Origin of the sequence: Leptospira mtsangambouensis (assembly GCF_004770475.1) — a bacterium.
GTDB classification, from domain to species: domain Bacteria; phylum Spirochaetota; class Leptospiria; order Leptospirales; family Leptospiraceae; genus Leptospira_A; species Leptospira_A mtsangambouensis.
In genome coordinates this window covers 266740-290446 of the sequence record NZ_RQHK01000003.1, presented here as the reverse complement: position 1 = coordinate 290446, position 23707 = coordinate 266740, and the positions used below count along the sequence as shown (strand labels likewise).

24 protein-coding genes are annotated in these 23707 nt (G+C 38.7%); 7 read left to right on the top strand and 17 right to left on the bottom strand.

Annotation, left to right across the window (positions count from 1 at the left end):
* The first annotated feature begins 25 nt into the window (after positions 1 to 25).
* From EHR01_RS07955 to EHR01_RS07935, 5 genes are all read left to right on the top strand, one after another.
* Positions 26 to 1381, top strand: coding sequence for a rhodanese (locus EHR01_RS07955; RefSeq protein WP_135694149.1), 1356 nt, complete (start codon positions 26 to 28; stop codon positions 1379 to 1381).
* 77 nt (positions 1382 to 1458) lie between these two features.
* Complete coding sequence (locus tag EHR01_RS07950) at positions 1459 to 1818, top strand: hypothetical protein (protein ID WP_135694148.1); 360 nt, start codon at positions 1459 to 1461, stop codon at positions 1816 to 1818.
* A gap of 3 nt (positions 1819 to 1821) precedes the next feature.
* Positions 1822 to 2778 carry a hypothetical protein gene (locus tag EHR01_RS07945; RefSeq protein WP_135694147.1) on the top strand — a complete coding sequence of 319 codons (957 nt, stop codon included), beginning with the start codon at positions 1822 to 1824 and terminating at the stop codon, positions 2776 to 2778.
* 8 nt (positions 2779 to 2786) lie between these two features.
* A complete protein-coding gene (locus EHR01_RS07940; RefSeq protein ID WP_135694146.1) occupies positions 2787 to 4235 on the top strand; it encodes a rhodanese-like domain-containing protein in 1449 nt (482 codons plus the stop codon).
* A gap of 27 nt (positions 4236 to 4262) precedes the next feature.
* A complete protein-coding gene (locus tag EHR01_RS07935; protein WP_244310022.1) occupies positions 4263 to 5483 on the top strand; it encodes a multiheme c-type cytochrome in 1221 nt (406 codons plus the stop codon).
* On the opposite strand, the gene EHR01_RS07930 is transcribed toward EHR01_RS07935, so the two are convergent.
* The 11 genes from EHR01_RS07930 to EHR01_RS07880 all read right to left on the bottom strand — a co-directional run bounded on the left by EHR01_RS07930 (position 5443) and on the right by EHR01_RS07880 (position 17419).
* A complete protein-coding gene (locus EHR01_RS07930; RefSeq protein ID WP_135694145.1) occupies positions 5443 to 6615 on the bottom strand; it encodes a trans-sulfuration enzyme family protein in 1173 nt (390 codons plus the stop codon). The two genes, EHR01_RS07935 and EHR01_RS07930, sit on opposite strands and share 41 nt — an antisense overlap.
* Before the next feature lie 95 nt (positions 6616 to 6710).
* Positions 6711 to 7379, bottom strand: coding sequence for an ABC transporter ATP-binding protein (locus tag EHR01_RS07925; RefSeq protein ID WP_135694144.1), 669 nt, complete (start codon positions 7377 to 7379; stop codon positions 6711 to 6713).
* Positions 7380 to 8633: an ABC transporter permease gene (locus tag EHR01_RS07920; RefSeq protein ID WP_135694143.1), complete on the bottom strand. Its 1254-nt coding sequence runs from the start codon at positions 8631 to 8633 to the stop codon at positions 7380 to 7382. It lies immediately after the preceding gene.
* A 1-nt stretch (position 8634) separates the two neighbouring features.
* Positions 8635 to 9405, bottom strand: coding sequence for an efflux RND transporter periplasmic adaptor subunit (locus tag EHR01_RS07915; protein ID WP_135694142.1), 771 nt, complete (start codon positions 9403 to 9405; stop codon positions 8635 to 8637).
* Between the two features lie 55 nt (positions 9406 to 9460).
* Positions 9461 to 10750 (bottom strand): tRNA (N(6)-L-threonylcarbamoyladenosine(37)-C(2))-methylthiotransferase MtaB, encoded by a 1290-nt coding sequence (gene mtaB, locus EHR01_RS07910; protein WP_135694141.1) that lies wholly within the window; start codon positions 10748 to 10750, stop codon positions 9461 to 9463.
* Positions 10747 to 11526: a tetratricopeptide repeat protein gene (locus tag EHR01_RS07905; protein WP_135694140.1), complete on the bottom strand. Its 780-nt coding sequence runs from the start codon at positions 11524 to 11526 to the stop codon at positions 10747 to 10749. Before EHR01_RS07905 ends, mtaB begins: the two co-directional genes overlap by 4 nt.
* Positions 11523 to 11957 carry a hypothetical protein gene (locus tag EHR01_RS07900; RefSeq protein WP_135694139.1) on the bottom strand — a complete coding sequence of 145 codons (435 nt, stop codon included), beginning with the start codon at positions 11955 to 11957 and terminating at the stop codon, positions 11523 to 11525. Before EHR01_RS07900 ends, EHR01_RS07905 begins: the two co-directional genes overlap by 4 nt.
* Before the next feature lie 26 nt (positions 11958 to 11983).
* Positions 11984 to 14536: an ATP-dependent Clp protease ATP-binding subunit gene (locus EHR01_RS07895; protein WP_135694138.1), complete on the bottom strand. Its 2553-nt coding sequence runs from the start codon at positions 14534 to 14536 to the stop codon at positions 11984 to 11986.
* Positions 14537 to 14597: 61 nt separating this feature from the next.
* Positions 14598 to 15377: an ATP--guanido phosphotransferase gene (locus tag EHR01_RS07890; protein WP_135694137.1), complete on the bottom strand. Its 780-nt coding sequence runs from the start codon at positions 15375 to 15377 to the stop codon at positions 14598 to 14600.
* Position 15378: 1 nt separating this feature from the next.
* Complete coding sequence (locus EHR01_RS07885) at positions 15379 to 16074, bottom strand: ABC transporter ATP-binding protein (RefSeq protein WP_135694136.1); 696 nt, start codon at positions 16072 to 16074, stop codon at positions 15379 to 15381.
* Complete coding sequence (locus EHR01_RS07880; RefSeq protein WP_208721751.1) at positions 16067 to 17419, bottom strand: ABC transporter permease; 1353 nt, start codon at positions 17417 to 17419, stop codon at positions 16067 to 16069. The genes EHR01_RS07885 and EHR01_RS07880 overlap by 8 nt, the downstream gene beginning before the upstream one ends.
* Before the next feature lie 60 nt (positions 17420 to 17479).
* On the opposite strand from EHR01_RS07880, the gene EHR01_RS07875 reads away from it, so the two are divergent.
* Positions 17480 to 18466, top strand: a complete 987-nt coding sequence (locus EHR01_RS07875) for a hypothetical protein (RefSeq protein WP_135694135.1) — start codon at positions 17480 to 17482, stop codon at positions 18464 to 18466.
* A gap of 6 nt (positions 18467 to 18472) precedes the next feature.
* Positions 18473 to 19492, top strand: a complete 1020-nt coding sequence (locus EHR01_RS07870; protein WP_135694134.1) for an LIC_10230 family protein — start codon at positions 18473 to 18475, stop codon at positions 19490 to 19492.
* A gap of 8 nt (positions 19493 to 19500) precedes the next feature.
* Here the strand turns inward: EHR01_RS07870 and EHR01_RS07865 are convergent, their stop codons facing one another.
* From EHR01_RS07865 to acpP, 6 genes are read right to left on the bottom strand one after another with little or no spacing between them, the layout of a single operon-like run.
* Positions 19501 to 20241, bottom strand: coding sequence for a toxin-antitoxin system YwqK family antitoxin (locus EHR01_RS07865; RefSeq protein ID WP_208721750.1), 741 nt, complete (start codon positions 20239 to 20241; stop codon positions 19501 to 19503).
* On the bottom strand, positions 20216 to 21112 hold the full coding sequence (locus EHR01_RS07860) for a mechanosensitive ion channel family protein (protein WP_135694132.1): 897 nt from the start codon (positions 21110 to 21112) through the stop codon (positions 20216 to 20218). Before EHR01_RS07860 ends, EHR01_RS07865 begins: the two co-directional genes overlap by 26 nt.
* A gap of 1 nt (position 21113) precedes the next feature.
* Positions 21114 to 22205, bottom strand: a complete 1092-nt coding sequence (gene aroB / locus EHR01_RS07855; protein WP_135694131.1) for a 3-dehydroquinate synthase — start codon at positions 22203 to 22205, stop codon at positions 21114 to 21116.
* Positions 22202 to 22666 carry an NUDIX domain-containing protein gene (locus EHR01_RS07850; RefSeq protein WP_135694130.1) on the bottom strand — a complete coding sequence of 155 codons (465 nt, stop codon included), beginning with the start codon at positions 22664 to 22666 and terminating at the stop codon, positions 22202 to 22204. The genes aroB and EHR01_RS07850 overlap by 4 nt, the downstream gene beginning before the upstream one ends.
* Positions 22663 to 23391: a ribonuclease III gene (gene rnc, locus EHR01_RS07845; protein ID WP_135694129.1), complete on the bottom strand. Its 729-nt coding sequence runs from the start codon at positions 23389 to 23391 to the stop codon at positions 22663 to 22665. The genes EHR01_RS07850 and rnc overlap by 4 nt, the downstream gene beginning before the upstream one ends.
* A gap of 54 nt (positions 23392 to 23445) precedes the next feature.
* The gene (gene acpP / locus EHR01_RS07840; protein WP_002974954.1) at positions 23446 to 23679 is read right to left on the bottom strand and encodes an acyl carrier protein; all 234 of its coding nucleotides are present in this window, start codon (positions 23677 to 23679) and stop codon (positions 23446 to 23448) included.
* Positions 23680 to 23707 lie beyond the last annotated feature (28 nt).

The window sequence follows — 23707 nt, the reverse complement described above, 5'->3', positions numbered from 1 at the left end:
GGGAATTCAATCTAAGGATTTACAAATGAAAACCAATTTAGTTTCCAAACTGATTGCTCTTATTACCGCGGGGTTCATCGGAGCCTGCGGTGGAGCCAATAAGAATAACGATACCCAAAGTTTACTCCTAGCAGCACTTGCCCTTTCTTCAGGAATCAAGGTCAACAGCGCAGCAGAGTTAGCCAAAGAATCTAACGATGATTACAATCTAAACGAATATGGCCTCATCACTCCATCAACTTTAGGTAAATGGGTGAACAATTGGGCGGGAACAAAACCTGCTGGTATCAACGGTAAATTGGTTATCCTGCAAAATGGTGCCAGTGCCACAGTCGGAAAAGAATACATCGCCGGAAATGGAAACGATGTTGTTGTCTATAGTTTTACATTTGCTGATGGGGCAAGTGCTCTTGATGGCGGTGATGGATTTAGTCAAAAAAGAAATAGTGGACTTAGTGATACTGTTTCCATCATTGCAAACGGAGCAAAAGTTGATTCGATATTAAATCGTTATGGAATTGATCCAATCAATGACTTAGTAGTTTTTGTTTCTTCTGCCAATGCCAATAGCCACGTCCAAGGAACACTCAGAGGATTTTATACTTTCCGTTATTGGGGATTTGATGCAAAAAACTTAGCATTCCTCAATGGAACACTCCCTCGACTTGCAGTCACTGATGGAAATTTTGTTCCTTTCAGCTCAACTACAAATACACCTCCGGGTTTCACAAATCGTTATTCTGTTCGTTCACTCAGAGTAGATAATACAATTCTTATGTTGCCATTGGAAGACGTCATTAAAGCGGTAAAGGCACCTAACAACGTTACTGTTACTGGCCTTTCGTCTAGTGTATTTATTTCTGATGCACGATCTTCTTCGGGAACAAGCAATGAATACAATGGTGTGATCAAAAGTACAGCTTCCGAAGTAGCTGGAAAATATGTTGGTTTTGAAGGTAGAATCAAAGGTGCAAAAGAAGTAAAGTGGACTGATTTACTCGACACAGAATTTCGTTTTTTGCAAAAAGCGACTCTAAAAGCATATTATGATGGGAAAGGATACCAAGCAGGACAAACTGCGATCCAACTTTGCAGAACAAATAACAGATCACAGGTGACTGGATTTTCTTACATCGCTATCCTCGGATACCCTTCTACATACTATGATGGAAGTTGGATTGAATGGGGTAGTTTGACTGGTGGAGGACCTGCACCAAAATTACCTTCGGATTCTCCGTTTAGAACAGATGTACCAGAATTATCAGAAGTGATTACCTACAATGTAGCTGGAGATGTTGATCCAAGTCTTCCTACTAATTTGAATACTTTCGCAACAACTTCAAGAAAGATTGTGGAAGAAGACAAAGCATACAAACGATAAAACTTTTAAAAAAGATTAGAGGGATGTTCCAACTTCCCTCTAAAAAATAAATAAATCGATACAACAGGGAAAGTTATATGAAGAACTTATCAAAAATTATATTTATTCAGTTAACACTCATTACAGCATTAAGTGCATCCGGTGGAATTGGTGGCGGTGGGATCGCAAACATTCCACAAGGCCAAGATAGAGAAAAATACCATCTTGGAAAAGCAGTCTACAACCAAGACATTACCTTAGAAAAACAAACAAATGTTAAATTGGTTGAACAAGAAGAACGTTTAGAATACTTACAAGGTAGTCTACCAAATACAGAAAAAAGACGAGTGAATCTTCCTGATTTTGCCGGAAAATTAACGGAAGAACAACTCCAGGCCCTCGAATATTTCATCCAAATTCGGTTCAATGTGAAATTTCCAGACAAAAAGAAGGAATAATACATGAAACCCTACTTCAACTATATCAAATCATTTTTATTTCTTACTTTTTTTGTTAGCTCAAGTATCTATTCACAACAAGCTTGGGCTCCCTATGAAAGACAACTTTGGGTACGTCCTGTATTCATTCATTCCGAATACGACAGCGCCTTTTTAGCCGGACAAAAAGCGAAGTATGACGATAACGTTCATTTAGCGGTATCAAACTTAGCTTTAGAATACGGGATTACTGATCGGTTAACCGCAGATTTAACATTAGGTTTTGGTAAACTTGGAAGACATAGAGTATTTAACAGATATTTAGGGTTACAACAAACCCCAGATGTTCCAGATAAATATGGCTTTATGGATACAAGATTTGGACTCCGTTACAAAATCCTAGACGAGTTCGATTCGAAATACCGATGGATGCCCACAATTTCTCTTCGTGTTGGAGGAATCAAACGAGGAGATTATGATCGTAACCCGCAATCACTTGGAGATGGTGCAAGTGGCGGAGAAGTAAATCTCTATTTAGCAAAAGATTTTGGAGTATGGGGACTCGGTTCTTTAGGTGAATTTTCCTATCGTAAACGTGAGAATCCAGTTCCAGATGATATTCTTTACTACTCTGCGATTTATAAACGATTTTTCGAATCGCTTTTTTTAACGGTAGGACTTCGTGGACAAGTTGGACAAGGAGGGTATGCGTATGCCGATCCAAGGCAACAGCCTCCATTGAATATGGTTCGTTATCCGCAACCATCCATCTACGGAATCAATCCATATGATCTTTACGTACAAAATGAACGGCCCGCATGGGGAAGAAAAGAAGATTTCCATAATGCTGAAGTTGGTTTGAGTTATTCAGACAGTTTTGGAAATTTTTATACCCTATTTTATTCGGAAACAATCGCCGGCTATAACACAGCTAGACTTAAAACTGTTGGTTTTGCTGCGACACTACCATACAATCTCTGAGGTTATCAATGAAACTTAAATACTTAGCTATATTCACTGTTTTATTCATCCAAATACTTGGTTGTAAAGGTCTGCCAGAATATCTGTTTTTACCACAGAGTATGAAACTAGACTTAACTCCTTTTTTATTTCGAATTTATTCACCTGGAGAACTGGCAACTTTATCCAATTCTGATTATAATGCAAATGAAAGTGGACTCATTACATCAACTAAGTTCTCTCGTTTTTTATCCAATTGGAGTAACAATCGACCTGTTGGAGTATCTGGAAATTTGATTGTTTTTCAGGTGCAAACATCAGGTGTCGCAAGTGGGCGTTATGTTTTCTTTGATGGAAAACAAAGCTTCGCTTATCCAATTGCAAATTTACCTGAATTACTGACAGACACAAGAGATGACGGAGTGTTATCAATTGATGGAATTGTTCCTAAAGGAAAAAAAATATCTGATTTTTTTGCCATATATGGAATTGATCCTGCGATTGATTATGTTGTATTTGCACAAGATACATCTTCGCTAACCAATTTATCTTCTGCAACTTTTGCTTATTATTCCTTACTTTATTGGGGGTTTCCAAAAGAAAGGTTAGCCATTCTAAATGGTTCCATTGCAGATCTAACAGTAGCAGGGAGTATATTTACAACTCCATCCTATACGTATGCTAATAGCAATCGAGCAGGGAGTATCAAAACTCTTTACCGGGACCATACTGTTTTGCAACTCACAATTGGAGATTTAATTCATGCCATTAAAAATGGGAACACAAATCTGGAAGAGGTAGATCCAATTCCAACAGAAGGTTTTTTTCTAATTGATGGCAGACCAAATGCTTCTTATACGGGGACTACCAACTCGACTGCATCTGGATCTAAGTATGCAAACTGTACAACTAAAACAAATTCAACATTTGTTACGAATACTTGCGTGGTTACTTATGAAGGACGAGTGAAGTCTGCGACAAATTTGATCCCTACCGATTTGTATGACGGAACAACCTTCCAATTCAAATCCTTTGCCCAACTCCAAACGTATCTAAACAATACAGGATACCCAACGAACAAACAAATCTATGTTTATGGGGAAGACGCAAACAAAGGATCTCTAGTTTGGTTTGTGTTACACCAAATTCTTGGCAAACCAACAAGATTATATGAAGGAGGATGGAAACAATTTGGTGCCCTGGGACTTCGAACTCCGCCTTCTGGATCAAGCCCAAGTGCCATCACACAGCCGGCTTCTTATTGGAGGACAGACATTGTTACACTTTCGGAAAGTAATACAGCAAATGCAGACAACAATGTTCCCAATTACCAACTGGATATCTCAAGACAATATTCAAAAACAGCAAACAAACTGAGAACTGAAGACAAGGCATTTTTACGAGGAACTTCTACTGGTGGATCGTCTGGTGGCAGTGGTGCACCTTCCGGCGGCGGTGGAAATGCTTGCGGGGGATAATCCTTATCGTATTGTTTACGAATAGGTATGCAATATCTGAACTTCCAACTTACGAACATTCTCATTTTAGTCCCAATGTTCGTAAGTTGTTCTGACTCAAATTTTTTGGAGTCTCACTGGAACCATCCCATCCAAATACAAGGGCAACCTCCTTCGCATTTTTCTCCATTAGAAAAGAATATGGATCCAAATGCTTGTGGTACTTGCCATACGGAACAATTCCAAAATTGGCAAAATAGTTTCCACGCAAAATCCATTGGCAAAGGTTTTTTATGGCAGAAAGAAATTCTGAAATCTGAGGAATACAGATCTTGTTTTAGCTGCCACTCACCTCTTCCTGAGACTAAATCAGAACTTGCGACTGAATTTTTAACTCCTGAAATCCTCAGCTCAAAATCCCATAACTTCCCAAATGGAATTAAAAATCCTTCGATTCTATGTGCCTCTTGTCATATCAGAAACCAAATTCGATTTGGACCACCGCCAAAATCAAACTTAAAAATAGAATCAAACAAGGATATTCCAATCGAAAAACTTCCACATAACGGTTATATTGTGAAAGAAGATTTTGAATCATCAAAGTTTTGTAAATCTTGTCATGAAAGTAAAGAAGAAGGAGTGAAACTTAACGGGAAAAAACTGATGGAAGTGTATTCCGAATGGGAAAAAAGCCCTTTTGCAAAACAAGGAGTACAATGCCAAAACTGTCATATGCCAAACAGGGAACACTCCTGGAAAGGGATTCATGATAAATCCTTTGTTCAAAACTCGATTTTGCCAAGTTGGAAAATCATAGAACATAATGGACTTTATTCAGTAAAAGCTGAAATCAAATCCATCGGCGTTGGTCATATGTTTCCTACTTATGTAGTTCCGAAGATCTATTTACGTTTTTATGCAATCACAAAGGAAAAAAATAGAATTCTTTTGGATGAATCGATTGTGGGTAGATATGTGAACACCGATTTGAATGAAGAATACTTTGATACAAGGATCAAACCAAATGGAACTCTAATGGTTCAGTTTGATTATTTACCTAAAAATAAAATCCAAGAATTTCTTTGGGAAATTGAAGTAAATCCCGATGAACAATATGTTCGTAGTTTTGAAGAGCAGTTGGTTACAAAAGCTGACATCATCTCCAAACAAACTAAAAAGATGTTGCAAGAGTCCTTATCAGAAAAAAAGAACTCTCGTTATCTATTATTTACTTTGAATTGGCGAGTGCCTGCTTCACTTCCGCAATAATATCGTCAATATGTTCTAAACCAACAGACACTCGAATGAGTCCAGGTAAAATTCCTACCGCAAGTCTTTCCGCTTCCGTTAGTTTAGAATGAGTCGTTGAAGTCGGATGGGTCACAGTGGTTCTTGTATCTCCCAAATTGGCAGTGAGAGAAAACCATTTTAAAGCATCTAAAAATTTTCTTGCTCTATCTACTCCACCTTTGATCACAAAGGAAACAATTCCTCCACCCGATTTCATTTGTTTTTTTGCAATCGCATAACCAGGATCATTCGGTAAAAAAGGATACCTAACTAATTCCACATCGGGTGATTGTTCTAAAAATTCGGCCAACTTCATTGCATTTTCAGAATGTCTATCCATACGCACAGCAAGAGTTTCTAAACTTTTCGAAATGATCCATGCATTCATCGGAGATAAAGATGGGCCAGTATTACGGGCCATATAACGAATCGGTTGGATGTATTCTTTTTTGCCTAAAATAATACCTGCGATCACACGGCCTTGCCCATCCAAATATTTAGTAGCAGAGTGAACGACGATATCTGCTCCAAAATCAGCAGGCCTTTGGATATAGGGAGAACAAAAACAATTATCAACTATAAGAATTGCTTTTTTCTTTTTACATAATGCTGCAACCCATGCCAGATCTACAATATCAAGGCCTGGATTAGAAGGTGTTTCTATATAAACGATTTTAGTATTCTCTTGGAAAGCAGGTTCCCATAACTCTGGTTTGTTGATATCAACGTAAGTAGTTGTCACTCCAAATCGTGGCAATATGTTCGCAAAAATCTGATGAGTGGATCCAAAAATGGCGCGAGCAGATACAATATGATCCCCTGACTTAACCAGGCCAAACACAGAAGTAAAAACAGCAGACATTCCCGAAGCCGTAGCGATTCCGTCCTCTGTGTGTTCCAAAGAACATAACTTATCAATTAACTCGGTTGTATTCGGATTAGAAAATCTTGTGTATTGATTGCCGGTCACTTCTTCTGCAAACAGCGCCCTTGCATGTTCTGCATCATCAAAAACAAAACTAGAAGTTAAAAATAGTGGGGTGGAATGTTCTTTTTCCCCGGTTCGTTTGGTTTGGATGCGGATGGCGTCAGTTTCAAAGTGTTCAAACATACTTCTACCAAGTTTGGCGATGAACGCTCGAAAACATCATTTTTTTTAGAAAATATCTGCTATAGAATCGGAAATAAACCAATATAGCAGAATTTTTAAGAAATTTCTGCAATTTTACCATCAATCATATGAACACGACGGCTAGCAAGGCCAGCATAATCAGGATCATGAGTGACAAATAGAATGGTGGTACCATCCACCTTGTTGATCCGTTTGAATATTTCCATCACCTTATCTCCATTAGCTGTATCTAAATTCCCCGTTGGTTCGTCAGCAAAAAGAAACTTTGGTTTTTGAACGAGAGCACGTGCGATGGCAACCCGCTGGCCTTCCCCACCAGACATTTGGCTTGGAAACTTATCCTTACAGTGTAATACGGAAAAACTTTCCATCAAATGCAAAGCATACTCTTCGATCATTTTATGTGATCCAGTTTTTCTTGCAGGCATGGTTATGTTTTCAAGGCCGGTGAGTTCAGGAAGTAAGTAGTGAAATTGGAAGACAAAACCTATCGATAAATTTCTTAAAGTGTGAATTTCTTTACTTCCCATACCCACTAGGGAACTTCCATTCAATTTTACATCGCCACTTGTTGGATTGTCTAAACCACTCACGATATAAAGTAAGGTTGATTTTCCCGATCCAGATTTTCCAGTCAGAGCCACAAAATCTCCAACTGCAATCTCAAGTGATACATCTTTCAATACATCTTGAGGTGGTTCTCCGAAAGATTTAAAAATATGTGTGGCTTCGATTCCTAACATTTAAGTAGCTCCTCGAATGATATCTACAGGAGAAAGACGACTTGCCATACGAGCAGGAATATAACTCGCAATCGACGCACTAAGAACTGCGATTGAAAAACCCTTTATATAAATCATCCAGTCCCAAGAAATCATCATTGTTTTCATCAGGGCTTTTGAATTGTGTTTTGGATCTCCAATTGGAATTCCATCAATATAATAACATCCTAAAATTCCTACAAAAATACCGATGATGGCGCCAAGTGTTCCTAAAAACAATCCTTGGAAAATAAAAAGTTGGATTGTATCTTTTTCATCAAAGCCAATGGAACGAAGGATGGCCACTTCCTTTTTCTTTTGATTCACAACCATATTTAGAATATTATAAATTCCAAATGCTACAACGAGAATAATAGTAAATGTTGTTGAGTTTCGCACTATATCCTGAGTCCTAAAGACTTGAAGTATACTTGCGTTAACTTCATCCCAACTTTCCACTTTATCTTTGCTAAAGTAACGAAAGTCCTCGGCGATTGCTGCTGCAGACCGAATGTCTTTAATTTTTACAATTATTTGTGAGACTTCACCACTTGATTTGGTAATACTTTGGACAGAGGATAAAGAAGAATATACCGTGACATCATCAACCAATCGGTTCCCGGTACTCAATACTCCTACAACTTTCACAGGGATCAAATCAGTTCCAGGAATATAAACAGAGATAGTATCTCCAATTTTTGCACCTAGTTTATTCAAAACTCCTTCTCCCATTATGGCAAGGGAAGTTCCTCTAGATAAATCCGCAAGTTTTCCCTCAACAATGTAATCACTCAAATTGGTGACTTTGGGTTGGATAGTCGGATCAACTCCAACAAAACGAGCCGGTGCTGTTGCTTTCCCATTCACAAAAATTACTTCTTTTGTTAACTGTGGTGCAAAGGATACAACTCTGTGGTCATTCGAAAGTTTATCCATCCACCCAAGAACATTGGTTAAACGAGAATTATCAGTCCGCCCCGATGGAGGAGATAACCAACGAACCATTTTGTTTTGAAAAAAAACATCTTCAAATGTTCTTTCCGTAATGAGTTCGTCTTTCGGAGAAATTTTAATTTGACCATCCGAATTCACCAATTGGTCAGTAATGACTGCCTGGAATCCTAACATAATTCCAGAGAATACAATATAACCTGCAGTACCCAAAACAATCCCAATCAATGTTAAAATTGATTGTTGGGGTCTCGAAAGAATTTGTCTAATGGCAAGAAACAACATATTAGTTCTTAACCAATACTTCGTCGCCTTCTTTTAAATCCCCTTGGATGAGTTCCCCAAACTCAGAATTGATTGCCCCAATTCGAATTTCTATCTTATCACGTTTCCCATCTCGAAAACGAGTTAATTTCCCTCGATCCACGGCAACTAACGGAACCAATATGACATTTTCTTTTGAAGAAACCTCGATGGCAACATCGGTTGTCATATCTGGTAAAATCCCTTGCGGGAGTTCATGAGGTTCAATGCGTACTAAAAACTGGCCATTGGATGGATAAATTCTTTCCACTTTTCCTTTATAAACGTTTCCACGAATGGATTCAAAACTAAGTTGGACTGCCTGGTCTGGTTTGACTCTTAAAGCCGACTCTTGGTCCAATGATACTGAAATATATACTTCTTTTAAATTCTGAATCTCCAAAAGAGGAAGTCCAGGCATTGCTGTTTCATTTTTAGCAACATTTAACTTTGTTAAGGTGCCAGTAAATGGAGATCGAAAGGTGATTCCTGAATCGTTGGTCAGAAGGGCTTGCCCTTTTGTGACCATTTGGCCTTCTTCCACAAAAATTTCTCGAACGGAAGCAGCAATTCCAAACTTTAAACTAAAACTTTCCACTGGTTTCACAGTTCCCAAAGCATAAACGGCTTCTACCAAAGATCCTTTTTCGATTTTCAATCGATTGGATTGGGAATTTCTAAAAAAAAGGTAAATTGTAACGATTAGAACCATTACAACGATAAAACCAATGATAGATAACTTTTTGCGGTCCATGATGACCTAATAGTCAATGATCGAAAGTTTTTGAAAATTCTTTTTCTATAAAAAACTAAAGGGACAAACCGAAAACGAACTCACCTTCTTTGTCTTTGGCGGGTTTGTATTCCAAGCACCTAACATCAACGAATTGGCCTTTTTGTAGAGTATGAAAGATACTGGAATTTTCCAATCGTCCTTTCAAATAATTATCAGTCACTAATCTGCCATCACTTTCGAGAATGGCTTCATAGGTTTTCCCTATGACCGATTCTGCATATTTTGTATGGAGTGTGGAGCTAAGTGACATCAAATCTAGCACTCTGCGTTTTTTCTCATCACCAGGGATTGGATCTCCAAAGGTTTCAGCAGTAGTTCCTTTACGAACTGAATAAGGAAATACATGTAACTTTGCAAATCCAAGTTCGACCAATAAATCCTTTGTTTCTTGAAACTCTAATTCGGTTTCCGATGGAAATCCAACAATTACATCTGTTCCTAAAAACAAGTTTGGGAGTTTTTCTTTGGCAAGTTCGATCCTGGTACGAAATGCATCAGGATGATAAGTCCTTCGCATATCCTTCAAAACCTTACGACTCCCACTTTGGATGGGAACGTGCAAAAATTTACAAAACCGTGGATGTTTCATTAAGTCCAACAAACCGGAACCCACATCTGGTGGTTCAATCGAAGAAAGGCGAATTCTAGAATATTCTAAAATCTTTAGAATATCTTCCAAAAGATTGAGAAATCCTTTTTCGCCATTTTCCAACCGGTACCAACCCAAATTAACACCTGTTAACTGGATTTCCCCAACCCCATTGTCTTGGAGATACCGGACCTGGTCTAAAACATCATTATAATTTCGGCTAACACCAATTCCACGAGCCGCAGGTATTTTACAATAAGAACATTTCCGATTGCATCCATCTTGGATTTTTAGATAAGAACGAGTATGACCTTCTGGTAGAACATCGGAATAAGCAAAACGATCGAGTGTTTTTTCTGGATAACTATCCTTACCTTCCCAATCTTCTAAGATTTTGTAAGGAAGGGCACTTTTTTCGGAATTCCCAAAAACACCGAATACTCCGGGGATATTTTGTAAAATTTCTTTATCAGTCTCCGCATAACAACCAGTGACATATACCTTGGCACCAGGATTTGTACGGATGGCATTGCGGATGATATTTCGATTTTTTACATCAGCTTTATTTGTCACAGTACATGTATTCACAACAATGTACTGAGCCTCTTCCTGTGCTTCCGCCAGAGAAAAACCTTTGTCTTTTAATACAGAATACATACCATCGGTTTCAAAAAAATTCAACCGACAGCCAAGTGTATGAAACTTAATTTTCACAAGTCGTTCAGTGCTACAATCCGTTTAGAATTTTCTTTGATTGTATTACTTTCGCCATTTAAATCAGAAGCTTTTCGGATACAATCCTTTGCTTCCGCCAAATAGGTGTTCGCCTGTGATTTTTTTCCCAACTTTTTATTAGTTTTAAATAATGATTCTTGAACGAGAGCCAAGTTGTTCCAAATTTCAGCTGAATTTTGGTTTAAAGAAGATGCCCATCTCAAACTAACATCTGCTTTGTCATAATTTTTTAGATTATAATAAATTTTCCCTTCCAACTCTAACATTCGAAAATCATTTGGGCTTCCTGCCTTTGCTTTTTCGATTTGAGAAAGTGCTGTTTTGGACGCACCTTTTTCGGAAAGAGCTAAGGCATAAAAGTATCTAACTTCTGGGTTTTGTGGGTATAAAGGAATGGTTTTTTCAGCAAGTTCAATTGCTGGTTTCCATTTTTTATGGCGTGTTAGAATCGCAAGACTTGCTTGAAGAAGGTCTTCATCGTCGACTTTTCGTTTTCTTGCTTCCAACATATTTTTATAAGAATTTTCAAAGTCGTTCAACTTATCATAGTTAAATGCAAGCAATGCATAAAACTCATAAGAAGACTTCCCATCAGTCAAAAGGCTTTTGACTAGTTCAATCGACTTGTTATAATTTTTAACCTTATATTCATCCACAGCTTGGAAATAAGCGGAACCAACTTGTTCTTTTTCTTGAGAGTAAAGGGATGTTACGAGAAGACAGGTAACGGCAAAAGCATAAATCAAATGTTTCATAAAAGGTCCGATGGAACTGTAATGGAGTTCAAATTGACCGAATCAATCCTGGAATGGTAAGGTTCGATGGGGTCCAGGTATAGGAAAACGCTTCCCCCCTTGGAAAGCAAGTAATGTTCGATATGTTCTTCGGTGATGATTTCGGTATCTGCGGTGTAAAGAATGGGGTTTTCTCCCGGACCCATATGGACGTGGAATTCCTGGTGGGAGAGGAAATCCGAAAGGTTGAGATACCCGGACCCAAAATAGAGTCCCGACTGGAAGTAGTATTTATAATAGACTTTTACTTCGGGAAGGATGAGATTCGGGCGAATGAATCCCAATTCAATCCGTTCAATTGTGCCTACAGTACGGATTTTTCGGAGTTGGAACCAAATTTTGCGGATAAAAAAATAAGAAAACAGAAAGACGAGGGGAATGAGGATTGCCATTTCCGTTCGCCTTTCCGAAAGGCTCTCTAAACGAGAGCCAAATCTTTTTCCTCTGTGTTTGGAGAAGAACCATCGTCTTTTTTCGGAATTTCTTTGTAATCAGACCAAGGAGTTTCTGAATACACTAGTTTTCCTTCTGCAAGATCAACGAAGATCTTTGTTGGGTTGTCATAAACACCTTTCAAAGATTGTACTGCCATATAATCTTCCAATTCTCTTTGGAACACACGTCGGAGTGGTCGTGCCCCATAGTTTTGGTCGTATCCAATGGTAGCAAAATGTTCCTTTGCCAATTGAGAAAGGTCCACAAGAACTTTCTTCTCAGTCAAACGTTTGTTAAAGTCTTTTAACATGATATCCACAATGTTTACGATCTCTTCTTTTTTGAGAGGAGAAAAGTAAACTACCTCATCCACACGGTTGAGGAATTCTGGATTAAAATGTTTTTTCAACTGTTCACGAGCTTGTTCTGCTTTATAAGTTTCTCTCTCTTCTGCGAAGTCTTCAAAACCCAATCTTCCACCTTTCGAAATTTCTTTCGCAGCGATGTTCGATGTCATGATGATGATGGTATCGCGGAAATTTACCTTACGACCTTTCGTATCAGTTAAGTTTCCTTCTTCCATGATTTGGAGTAGGATGTTAAAAAGATCATGGTGTGCCTTTTCGATTTCATCAAGAAGCACCAAACTATATGGTTTTCTTCTGACAAACTCAGTGAGTTGGCCACCATCATCATATCCTACGTAACCTGGAGGAGCTCCAATCAAACGGGATACTGCATGAGGTTCCATATATTCCGACATATCAATGCGGAGCATATTGTCCTCTGACCCAAACAACTGTTCTGCGAGTGCTTTTGCAAGTTCCGTTTTTCCCACACCAGTTGGCCCAAGGAAAATAAACGATCCAGTAGGACGTTTTTCACTTTTGAGACCGGTCCTTGAACGTCTGACGGCACGAGCCACTTTTTCGATGGCATCAGTTTGGCCAACAATACGATTTTTGATGTCTTCTTCCAAATTGAGAAGTTTTGTGTTTTCGGACTCTTCCATTTTTTTCAATGGAATTCCTGTCCAAAGGCTCACAACGGAAAGTATGTCCTCTTCTTCAATGGAAACAGCATACCCTTCCATTCGTTCTTGCCATTGTTTGGTTTTTTCTTCCAACTGGCCTTTTTTACGATTCACTTCATCGCGAACCGCTGCCGCTTTTTCATACTCTTGGCTACGAACCAAATCTTCTTTTTTAACAGAAAGGCCTTTGATTTCTTCTTCGATCTCTTTGATTTCGTTTGGACGTTGGCAATTTGCAAGACGAGCCTTAGCACCTGCTTCATCAATGATATCAATGGCTTTGTCTGGTAAAAAACGATCGTTGATATAACGGTGAGATAACTTCACAGCTTGTTCGATCGCTTTTTCCGAATAACGAACCTTATGGTGAGCTTCGTATGCTTTTTTCAAACCATCGAGGATAAGAACCGCATCATCTACAGAAGGTTCTAAAACCTTCACCATTTGGAATCTTCTTTCCAAAGCAGAATCTTTTTCGATGTATTTACGGTATTCGTTGTTAGTGGTGGCACCAATACATTGTAATTCCCCACGAGCAAGCGCTGGTTTTAAAATGTTTGCCGCATCCACAGCTCCTTCAGCAGCACCGGCTCCAATGAGAGTGTGCAACTCATCAATAAAGATGATGATGTTTTGAGAAGTAACGATTTCTTTCATGATTTTTTTCAATCGTTCTTCAAACTCACCGCGGTATTTTGTACCTGCAATGAGACTTGCTAAATCAAGAGATAACACTCGTTTATCAAAAAGTAGATCAGGAACCAATTTTTCGATTACAGCTTGCGCAAGACCTTCAACGATTGCCGTTTTTCCCACACCTGATTCTCCCACAAGAACTGGGTTGTTTTTGGTTTTACGAGAAAGGATTTGGATGACTCGTTCAATTTCTTTGGAACGACCAATCACCGGATCCAATTTTTTCTCACGTGCGAGTTGGGTTAGATCCCGTGCAAACTCATCCAAAATCGGAGTTTTACTCTTTTCTTGTCTTGGAGCCGCTTGTTGTTGTGTTTGGCCTTGGGTTGCACCTTGTGTTCCCGTATTTCCACCCACAGCACCAGAAGGCGGAGCTCCGAGAAGTCGTAAAATTTCAGATTTAATAACGTTATAATTTACGCTAAAAGATGATAACGATCCGCCTGCGATATTATTATTATCACGTAATAATGCCAATAGAATGTGTTCGGTTCCTACATAGTTATGTTTGAGGCGTTTTGCTTCCTCTTTAGAAACTTCGATCATTTTTTGATATTTGTCTTGTCCTTGGCTTACATCCAAAAGCAAGGCACCCGAACCCTCACGAGTTCTTTTTTCGACTTCTTTACGAAGTTCGTTTAAATTGATATTTAGATTCGTTAGAATCTTGATCGCGACAGAGTCCTCCTCCCGGAGAAGCCCAAGTAGAATGTGCTCAGGACCGATAAAATCGGAACCCAAACGTTTTGCCTCATCTTGGGCGATTTCGTTGATGACTCTTTTTGCTCTTTTTGTGAATTCCAACATGCCGCACCCTGCCTTTTTTAATTAGACGAACGTTCTTTGTTCCCATCACGACCGTACCGGTTTAATACGAGCCTAGTAAACCAAGAATTTTGTAAAACTGACGTTTTTGAACCACTGAGGCGTTCTTCCACGAGATTTTTACGATAAGAACCCGGTCTTTTCCGATGTTCCTGAATCTATGATCGGAGGAAGGAGCAAATTCTATACCAAATTCATACAATGTTTGTAAATTTGAAAAAAACCCAATCGCCAGTTCGGGATCCACTCCGAGTAGGACAGAATCTCGCCTTCCCATTCCCAAATTGGTGGGGCAGGAAGAAACAAATCCCCATTCAGGAACATGTGCCCAGTAAGATTTTTGGAATAAAAAACGAAAAAGGGAAATTTTCTTTTTTTCTCTTAGGGGGAAAAGAAGCGAATTTTTCGGTGGGAAAACCCAGATGGATTCCCAGCGGATATGGTCTTCCGATCCCAAATAAAAACCCATTGTCCGTTCCGGTTCCGCAGTCCTTGGGGGATTCGAAAAAATACCATCTGGATACAGATAAAAATCCATTTTATTGTCAACTAACAACCGTTTCAACTTATCTTCATAAGTTTCATAAAAAGGGAAAAGATTTGATTTTAGATTTCTTGTGATGCGAGTTCGAAAAGACAATAAAGAGAGATGGTTCGTATTTTCTTTTACAAAATTTTCCAAATCTTCACTTAAGTTTTTTGGGATGATTTTGTTTTTTTTTGGTTTTGGGAATTCAAAATTGGAAACACAATGAACACAACCAAACTTGCCGCTTTTACGAAACTGAATTTCTGTGGTTCCGCAAAAACGACAAAAGCTCATCTCAGGTAACGGACGTTAGCTGCCCAGAAACAATTCGATTTCGTTTGTGAGCCATAGAGGCAAGCTCCAAGTCGTGAGTCACAAGAATCAAAGAGAACTTAAATTCATTCTGCAGTTCTTTGATTAAATCCATCAAATGGCGAGAGTTATCCCGATCCAAGTTTCCTGTTGGTTCATCTGCCAAAATGAGTTGCCTCCTTCCCACAAGTGCCCTTGCCACACCGACCCTTGCACTTTCTCCACCGGAGAGTTGGGATGGGAAACTATCTGTCCTTTCGCCAAGACCTACCTTTTTTAAAATTTCAGTGGCCTGTTGTTTTGCCAAACCTGGATTCATTTTTGCAATGAGAAGTGGCATCATTACATTTTCTAAAGCGGTAAAATCAGGTAACAGAAGATGTTGTTGGAAGATAAAAGAAATTTTTTCGGCACGAAAACTTTCTCTTTGTTTTTCGTTTAGATTTTTTAGACTCACTCCACAAACTTCCACCTCACCGTCGTCAAACGAATCCATAGCACCAAGGATATTGAGAAGAGTGGACTTCCCCACTCCCGATGCTCCTTCTACAGAAACAATTTCGCCAGGCAAAACTTCAAAATCTAGGCCAGAAATGATATGGTATCTTTTATCAACAACTTGATAGTATTTTTCTAATTTGCGAACGGAAACAGTTGGTTTTATATTCATATCAGTCATTTCGGATTGTATCCACAGGGTTTAGATTCGCAGCCATACGTGCAGGGAAATAACCAGCAAGACCCGAAAGAATGGTCGCAGCCGTTGTCACCATAAAGATAAAAGAAATATCAATGTCCACAGGGATATGATCAAAATAATAAATATCTTTTGGTACAAGTTCTACTGGATCCCAATCCCCAGGGTTTAATAGTCCACCAATTCCATTGATGATCTCAGAGATTACGTTGATGATGACTTCTAACTTAGTCGCAATAAAGATCCCAGCCATTCCACCGACGAGCGAAGACAAAATCCCTACGATCATTGCATTTAATGTAAAAATCAAAAGAATATCATTGGAAGCAAGGCCAAGAGCCTTCAGAGTTCCAATGGATCTTCTTTTTGCTCGAATCAATGAATGGACAGTAGCAACCATCCCAAGTGCAGCAAGGACAATAAATAAAAATACAATGATGGAGATGATTGTTTTTTCAAGCCTTAGTGCAGCTAAAAAGTTTTCTTGTTCTTCAGCGATCGTTCGAACAGACCATGATGTTTCATCTTGAATTTTTTTGTTCCAGTTGTCTTCGTTTAACCTTGATAAGATTCTATGTTTGGTTAGTTTTAAATCATCCAAGGAACGAACCTTAATAGCAACCTGATTGACTGCTCCACTCATCTTAAAAAATTCTTGAGCTTGCGGAAGAGACAAAAACACAAACTTAGAATCGTAATTATAATAACCTGTTTTAAAAAGTCCGGTCAATCGAAAGGTTTGGACATTGACTTGGACACCACGTTCCACAGTGAATCTTCCACCGGGAACAGCCATTGTGATTTCACGACCAAGCCCATACCCGTAGATGGCACTCATTTCTTTTCCCACAACAACCAATTTCTTCGTGTTGATCGATTGGATCTCATCCCGATCGTATTGCAAAATGCGAGGGAAGTTTGGTAACCCATTCTCCACTAGTTTTTCGACAAAGTCCACAGGGACTGCTCGAATCATAATGGGGTTAAAGTTGTTATTACTTTGAATGAGTCCATGACTCGTTATGTTTCCTTCGACAGAAACAAAAGACTCTGCCAATTTCGGATCTGACTTTAGGTGAGCGATAACCTTTTCATAATCATAAATCGCTCCAGACCCATATGAGTTTTCGATCGTGATATGTGGTCCCCCTTGCCAAAGAGATTCTTTCACTTGTTTTTGGAATCCGTTGAAAATGGAGAGGACAACCACTAGGAGCCCCACTCCCACCGCCATAACAATGAACGACAGCCTGGATTTGATGGAGAGGAATCCTAGTACTCTGGACCCTCGGATGTAACGGATAGTGATTAAAGAGACAATTCCCATGATGACCTAATCTTTTTGACAGCTTTATTCAAAAGATGGATACTGTCAAAAAAGAACCTTATGCCTGAGACACCAAACTATTATTCTGTCAAAGTAAACCTTCGAGACGAAGCCAATATGGTCTACACCATGATTGCGGCTGTCATTGACCCGGTTGAAACCAAATCGGTGAAGTTTGAGGGAGTTTCGTGTACAAGCCCACTGTCCCTTTTGCCAGTTCGGTCCACATTTCAGGACTTTTATAACCGAATGCAACGGGTGATTTACAAAGGGGAACAACAAAAAAACATCACAAAGTCCCTCCAAGAGCTGATCAAAACAAAATTTGGATCAGAAAGTTTTTTGGAAGAGATCCTTCACTACATGGATCACAACCTAACAGACCGTTTGGACTTTGTTTTTAGCGAAATTCACAAAAGAACCTCGGGAAACACAGAACCAAAAGTGGAAATCCATTTTGAACTCATTGACCCGAGTGAAGTTTCAAAAACCACTGTGGACGAGGAAGAAGTTGCAAAAAAAGAAGCACCTCCTCCAACACCAGTTCCCCAAGCCTCCGGTTTTTTAATCCCAGCTGACAAACAAATTGTTCAATTTAAGTTCCAACTTTCCCCAGTGAATGGAGTCCCTCTCGTTGAACTGAAAGCAGGCGACAATGTGTACATTCGTTTGGTTCCTGGTGATGGAATCACAGATTCCATCATCAATACTCTGGAACTCAAAGAAGAATCTGGTGCAATTAAACAAATTCCCGCAAAAATTGTAAACATCTCGAATAACAAAAATTTTTCTGAAGTTGTCATCAAAATCAATGAACAAATCTACGGAAAAATCATTGAAGAAGAGAATTCTGTTAAAATCAAAACAACAGATGCACAACAAGGGGCAGCCAATATCATAGGTTCAGTTGCTTCTCCCACTGCAGCCGTAACTAAAGCAAAACAGAACCAAAAACTTTCTGCTGATGAGAGTTTTCATTTAATGCCTTATATCATTATGTTAATCGTTCTTGCGATTGGTATGATGACTATTTTTGTAATCTTATAAACTTCTATGGAAAAAATAAAAAAACGACTTCCGATCATCACTTCGGCATTTATTGCCATCATTCTCATTCATTCCCTCTTTGTTGATTATACGGTTCAGCTTCCCGATTATATCGCCACAGAAAATTCCGAATCGGCAATGGAATCAATGAAACCTCAAGTAGTTACTGAGAATGGAGTTCTGAATCGAATTTCCTATTTGGAATCATTTTTGGTTGAGCTGGAATCAAGAGAACTTCCTGTCGATACAGAGCAGGAAGATACAAAAGAAAATATCAAACGAGTCTTAGTTGGTCAAAAATTATTACTCGGACTTTCTTTGTTTTATTTGTTATTAGCATTTTCAACTGCAGTTTCCTATGCCTACCGAGCGTGGTTTCATAAAACATTGGCAAATGTTTTTTATCCTGTGTCTTTTGTTGTTTTGGCACCAAAAGTTTTTTACCAACTCAACCTGGCAATGCAGCAGGAAATTTTATCCTATTTTTATTTCGTTTTTATAATCATCACATACGGAATCAGTGTAGTTTCCTATCGATTGATTTTAAAAAATAAAGAACTAGCAGAAGGATTCCAATCACTACAATTTTCCTCTTCCTTAGAAGAAGAAGGGAGATCACCAAGTAACACAAAAACTGGGTCTATTTTTGCTCCCGTGTTTCATGTGGCCATCATCATCTTAATTGGGATTTTAATCGGAAACTTAATTTATATTCCGCTTTTCCTATTACAAAAACACTATGTAACAGAGTTTAGTTACTTTATTTTCATTTTACTTGGGATTTTATCTTTATTTTATATCTTCAATTACAAAAAAGTGGGTGGGGAACCAAACAGTAGCAATTGGAAAAATCTGACTGTTAGTTTTGCTTATTTACAATTTCGTTTTTTAAGAAATGGGTTTTTGTCTTTATTTAGTACAATTCTTATTGTTTTCTTTGTAACGTTTTTGTTTAGTTTATTACTTTTTAATATTGATTTGATCCAAAATCATTTGGGGCTTTTTGGAAAAGCCACAGAATTTTGAGTGCCTAGCTAGTGGCACTCCGATTCTTTTCCTTTGCGCACCAAACACCAAACCTTTCCATTCGGATAGAATGTAGATCTTGAAATCAATTCTCCTTCATTGGAGTAGATTTCAGATGCTTCTTTTGCACCAGTTGGGTAGTAATAAAACCACTCACCCACCTTCTTATCGTTTTCGTAACTACCCTTTTCTTCTACTTTTGTATCTGGATAATAACGAACCCAATCGCCTGTACGCAAACCGCCATCAAAAAAACCTTTTTCGTTCACCCGACCACTACGAAAGTATCTATGGTAAGAGCCGGTTTCATTTCCGAGTTCAGCAGATCGAATCCATAGCTGTTTTTTGCGATTCCCTGCTTGGTAATTTTGTTCAATGTATAATTTACCATCTGAGAAATAAAACTTCCAAAGTCCATCTCGCTCACCGTTGATCATATTCCCTTCCATGATGGTAATCCCAGTGAGGTAATTTAACTTTTTACCATATCCATTGGGTTGGCCAAGAGCATCAACGGGCACTTCAGTGATTAAATTTCCATTTTCATACCATTCACGGTAAAACCCATCCCCTACCAAAAGGTAGAGATTTGTTTTTTTTTCGTAGTTTGCATCTTTAGGAATAGAACCAGGTCTTGCGGCAGTTGCTTTACAAGGACCGAACAACAAACCGGAAACTAAAACCGCAACTAATAAGGATACAAAGACCCAGATCGAACTGTCTTTAATGTGTGTGGATGTAGATGTCATTTTCATTTTTGAACTTAGTTAGGATTTCTTTCGAGATAAGAATTCGATTGAGCCTCTTTGACCGAATGGGAGTTAAATAACGTAAACACATCAGGATAGTTCCTTCAGGTTCTAAAGAAGTGTATACGATAGGAGTTGTTTTGCCAAGTCGAACCAGATAGTTTTTAGACATCTCTCGAATTTTTGATTCTACCAATTCAGGAGCCAAAACCAATTCTTCATGAAGGATTTGGGAACAAATTTTTTCTGCTTTTTCCCAATTGGAATTGATCTCAAGATAAACCTTAAACTCATCCCAAACAAAATCCATAGTTTCCGAAACAATAAAGAATCGATACAAAACAATATTATAGTTTGGAAAGTGAATGAGTCGATTTGTTGATTGTTCAAATCTTGGGTCTGAAGCAATTTCTAATAGAGTGAACTTAAAAAAACCTATATTAACAACATCACCTTTGATATTATCCAGTTCAATCCGGTCTCCCACCTTAAATCCATTGGCACCCATAATCATAAACCAACCGACCATATTCAACCAGACTTCTTTCAGTGAAATGACAATCCCGGCACCAGCAAGACCAAGCACCGTTGGCAAAAGCGACAAACTTGAAAACACAATGGGAAGGTAAGCAATTCCAAACACCAAAAGAAATCCCATACGGGCTACTTTTCTACGATTGTATTCATGAACCGCATCGGGAGCTGGTTTGATCCTCTCCACAAGAATCATGGTAATTTTATAACAAAATATAGCAACAATGACCATGTATCCAAACAGAATCATGGTTTCCGCAAAATCACGGTTAGCACTACGAAGTAAAGTTAATGGATTTAAATCCAAATAGAATTCTTTTAGGCTTCCCCTACCCATTCTATAGTTTTCCTTTTTGGCGTTTTAAAATTTCGAGGATCATCTTTCTTTCTACAGGAACACCAAATTTTGGTTTTCCAAAATCCTCTAAGAGAACAAATTTTAAGGAACTACCTTCCTTTTTTTTATCATGTTCCATATGTTTTAAGATTTCTTCCGGTTTTTCTTCCAAACGAGTGGGAAGTTCCAGTTTTTTCATAAGGGTGATAGCCTTTTGAAAATTTGATTCTGAAAATCCAACCAATTCTTTCGATAACAATAGAGCAGTCACAAGGCCCACAGAAACCGCTTCCCCGTGAGAATATTTTTTGTATTGGGTTAACGATTCAATGGCATGACCAGTTGTATGCCCTAAATTTAGGACCGCACGAAGACCTGATTCTTTTTCATCTTGGCCAACAATCCCGGATTTAACTCGCACAGACTCCTCTATCGCATAACGAAGAATTGGTGAATCTGCAGAGTATTCTGAACGTATTGAATTGGATATTTTTTCTAAAAAATCTCCACCATCGAGAAATGCGTGTTTTGCGATTTCTGCCAAACCACAACTCCATTCTTTATCTGGGAGAGTGGAAAGTGTAAAGAGGGGAGCAAAAACAAACTCTGGTTGGTAAAACGCTCCAACCATATTTTTACCGGAATCAACATTTACGGCAACCTTTCCCCCTACTGAGGAATCAACACAAGCTAGTAGTGTTGTCGGAACCTGTACAAAACGTACGCCTCTTTGGTAGGTAGCAGCAATGAAACCCGCGAAGTCACCTACCACTCCACCACCAAAGGCGATGACAACAGCTCTTCTATCTGCATCCGTTTCAATGAGTTGGTTGTAGACTTTTTTTACCCGATCGATATGTTTATTTTTTTCACCAGGTTTTAGATAAATAAAGGAAAATGGGAAGTTTAAGGACTTTAATTCTTTGGTAATGTATTTTTCATAAATTCCCGCTATTTCTCGGCTCGTGAGCACATAGATTTTTGAAACCTTGGGAAGTGAATTTAATTTTTCAGTGAGGCCTTGGAAGTCTTCGTGTAACTCAATTGGGTAACGAAATCCCTGTCCAATAATTTCACGTTCTGACAACTTCATGGTTCATTCACCCATGGGCTGGAAATATATCTAGGTTTATTTGTTGTTTTTGCCCGGAAGTAATGTTTTATATCGGGACGAATGTCCATAGACAAAATTTCTTTGGTAGTAAAATATCCAAACCCAGAAATTGCTTTTTCTTTCGGATTGAGAACGGGTAACAGATCTTTGACCTTGGTTAAAAAAACAATTTGAATGAGATGACGTTTTTTATTTGGATCGATGGATTCATTTAGAAATAAAAAATCCATTTTACTCACTTCCAGAGACAATTCTTCATTCAGTTCTCGTTTGAGTGCTTCTTCTCCCGACTCACCAAATTCAATCCCACCACCGGGAAGTAACCAATACCCCGACTGTTTTTTTTGCTGTTGTACAAGCAAAATTTTACCCTTGGGGTCTTGGATGAGAGCGGCAACCCGAACTCTCATCGATTTGGATTTTAATAAAAAATCGATCATAGTATTTTTAAAAAACGTAAGGCCGCTTTAGCTGCCATCTGTTCTGCCCGACGTTTGTTTTTTCCTTCCCCATTTGTTTGGAAATTTTTATCGCAAACAACAGAAACGAGGAACTCTTTATCGTGGTCAGGACCCTCTTCTTTCATAACAGAATATTCAGGTAATTTTTTCCATTTCTTTTGGCAAAATTCCTGCAAAATGGTTTTATAATCTTTTGTTTCTTCGGCATCTTCCACTGCCTTTTCCATCGTTTGGAAATGAGGAGTGAGGAACTTGCGACAACTTTCTAATCCTTGGTCCAAATACAAAGCACCAAGGAAAGCTTCAAAACAGTCTGCTTGTAAATTGGCATTGGCTTCCCCTTTGTCCCTTTCGCCTTTGCCGAGGAGTAAATACTCAGGGAACCTGTACACACGCGCTAATTTCGCAATGGCGGGCGCAGAAACCATTTTGCTTTTTAGTTTAGCAAGTTTCCCTTCTTTACCTTTGGGTAAGGATCGATATAAAAATTCGGCAGCGAGGATTCCGAGGACCGAGTCACCAAGGAACTCCAAACGTTCATTGTCAGATAAATAACGATCTGAGTCTTCGTTTGCGAATGACCTGTGAACAAATGCTAGGTGGAGAAGAGAAATATCCTTAAATTGGGTCTTTGTTAAAACTTGGAGTTCTTTAAGAGAGGAAATTCTTTCAGGTGGGAGTTTGATACGAATCGAGTCGGACAAGGGTTCAAAGATCCGGGTTCCTCTATTCGGGGAACCCGGTTTTTGGATTGGGAATTACCCCTTAAGTTTATCGATGAATTTAATTACATCGCCTACGGTTTGGATTTTTTCTGCGTCTTCGTCAGAAATTTCCACACCAAACTCTTCTTCAAGAGCCATTACTAGCTCAACTGTATCAAGAGAGTCAGCACCAAGATCATTGATGAAGTGAGCTTCAGGTGTAACTTCTGACTCATCAACACCAAGTTGTTCTACGATGATTGACTTAATTTTTTCGAAATCTGCCATTTTATATCCTCCAGGCCACTGTGAACAG